Here is a 2,741-nt window from a genome sequence, read left to right as displayed (position 1 = left end):
ACCGCATCGAAAGCATCCGCGAACACCGGATACGCCTCATACAACTCACGGCCCATACCCGACCGCTGCGCACCCTGACCCGAGAACAACACCGCCGATCGGCCTTCGACCGCCTCGCCCCGCACGGCCCGGTCACCGATCAGCACAGCACGGTGCTCCAACGCCGCACGCGTCGTCACCAACGAGAACCCGATATCCAGAGGATCGTGGTCCCCGGTGAACGCTGACAAGCGCTCCACCTGCGCCGACAGACCCGCCTCGGACCTGGCCGACACCACCCACGGCACCACGGGCACCTTGACAGGTGCTGAGGAAGCGATGGCCGCCGCCGCATGCGGCGCCTGCTCGAGAATGACGTGCGCATTGGTGCCGCTGATCCCGAAGGACGACACCGCGGAACGCCGCGCCTCACCCGTCTCCGGCCACGCCACCGACTCCGTCAGCAACTCCACCGAACCCGCCGACCAGTCCACCTGCGACGACGGCTCATCCACATGCAGCGTCCGCGGCACCACACCATGCCGCATCGCCAACACCATCTTGATGATCCCGGCCACACCCGCCGCAGCCTGCGTATGACCGATGTTCGACTTCAGTGACCCCAAGTGCAGCGGCTGGGCCTCGTCACGTCCCTGCCCGTATGTCGCGAGAACTGCCTGCGCTTCGATCGGGTCACCCAGAGCGGTACCGGTTCCGTGTGCTTCCACGGCGTCCACCTGGGAAGCCGAGAGGCCGGCGTTCAGCAGCGCCTGCCGGATCACCCTCTGCTGTGACGGGCCGTTGGGCGCCGTCAGCCCGTTGCTCGCACCGTCCTGATTGACCGCACTGCCCCGCACGACAGCGAGCACCTCGTGCCCGTTCCGCCGCGCGTCCGACAGCCGCTCCACCAGGAGCACGCCCACACCCTCGGACCAGCCGGTGCCGTCCGCAGCCTCCGCGAAGGACTTGCACCGGCCGTCCCCCGCGAGGCCACCCTGACGGGAGAATTCCGAGAACGTCACCGGAGTGCCCATCACCGTCACACCACCGACCAGTGCCAGCGAGCACTCACCCGACCGCAGGGCCTGAGCGGCAAGGTGCAAGGCCACCAGGGACGACGAGCACGCCGTGTCGAGCGTGACGGCCGGCCCTTCGAGCCCGAAGGCGTACGAGATGCGACCGGACAGGACACTCGTCGCATTACCCGTGAGCAGATGTCCTCCGACGCCCTCCACCTCACCGGCATTCGCGCCCGACGCGTATCCCTGGCTCGCGGCTCCGGCGAAGACGGCGGTACGGCTGCCTCGTACGGAGAGCGGGTCGATCCCCGCACGCTCGAAGGCCTCCCACGACGTCTCCAGCAGCAGTCGCTGCTGGGGGTCCATCGCCAGCGCCTCGCGGGGCGAGATGCCGAAGAACTCGGCATCGAACGAGCCGGCATCGTGCAGGAAACCGCCTTCGCGTGCGAAGGAGGCATTCGGGTCAACGGCCCAGCCCCGGTCGACAGGGAAACCAGAGATCCCGTCTGCCTCCGCGACGAGCAACGACCACAGGTCCTCCGGGGAACGGACGTCCCCGGGGAGGCGGCAGCTCATGCCCACGATGACGACCGGGTCGTCACTCGTGGCGGACGTTGCTGTCTCGGGCTTCTCCGAGCCCTCATCTGAATCGAAGAGCCGCGCACTGAGGTAGTCCGCCAGAGCAGCGGGGTTCGGGCAATCGAAGACAAGCGTGGTGGGCAGACCGAGCCCGGTTTCCTTCTGCAGAAGGTTCCGCAGATCGACGGCCGTGAGGGAATCGAACCCCAGTTGCTGAAACGCTCGGTCCGCCGGGATCCTGGCCGTGTTCCGGTGCCCCAGAACGGATGCGACCTGCCGGCGCACGAGGTCGAGCAGCGCAGACGCCCGCTCCACCTCCGAAAGCGCGCCGAATCGGTCCGGACGGGAAGAGGGGCGAATGTCGGCAGAGGCGGGTTCGTCGAGTTCGGTGAGTTCGCTCAGCAGTGGGCTCCTACGCACGGCGGTGAACGTCGGCGTGAAGAGCTGCCAGTCCACGTCGGCGACCGTGATCACGGAGTCGTTCTCCTGGAGCGCTTGCTCGAGTCCGGTGACGGCCATAGTGGGCGCCATTGCGGTCAGGCCCCGTCGACGGAGGTGCTCCGCGGCTTCCCCGTCGGCCATGCCGCCTTCGGCCCAGGGGCCCCAGGCGATGGAGGTCGCGGTCAGACCACGGGCCCGGCGCCGCTCGGCCAAGGCGTCGAGATGCGCATTGGCCGCCGCATAGGCCGCCTGGCCGCCGCTGCCCCAGATGCCTGCGATCGACGAGAACAGCACAAACGCATCCAGGGGCCGGTCACCGAAGACCGCATCGAGATTGTCCGCACCCGTCACCTTCGCACGCAGCACCTCGTCGAAGTCGTCGCACCGAGTGTCGACGAGCGGAGCAAAACGGTTGATACCCGCCGCGTGGAGCACCGCGCGAACCGGGCTTCCGGCCGCCTCGACCTCTTCCACCAGCCCCGCCAGAGCATCCCGATCACTCACATCACACGCCGCGACCACCACCTCGGCGCCCAGACCCTCAAGCTCACCCACCAGCTCCGGCGCAACCGAACCACCACGGCTCACCAGCACCACACGGCCGGCACCCTCACCCGCCACCCACCGAGCCACATGCCCACCCAAGGCACCCGAACCCCCGGTCACCAACACCGTCCCACCAACCACCACACCCGCACCCGACCCGGAACCCGACCCCGGGGC

Annotated in this window: 1 protein-coding gene; it reads right to left on the bottom strand. The window is 68.5% G+C overall.

What is annotated here, in order from left to right; genetic code table 11:
* On the bottom strand, nucleotides 1-2,741 hold a 2,741-nt coding region (locus tag AB0P41_RS35890), incomplete at both ends, for an SDR family NAD(P)-dependent oxidoreductase (RefSeq protein WP_365936193.1).

The sequence above is a fragment of the Streptomyces sp. NPDC079167 genome, assembly GCF_040686735.1.
Classification (GTDB): domain Bacteria; phylum Actinomycetota; class Actinomycetes; order Streptomycetales; family Streptomycetaceae; genus Streptomyces.
The sequence above is the reverse complement of the archived record's forward strand: the minus strand, read 5'-3'. Positions and strand labels throughout refer to the sequence as shown.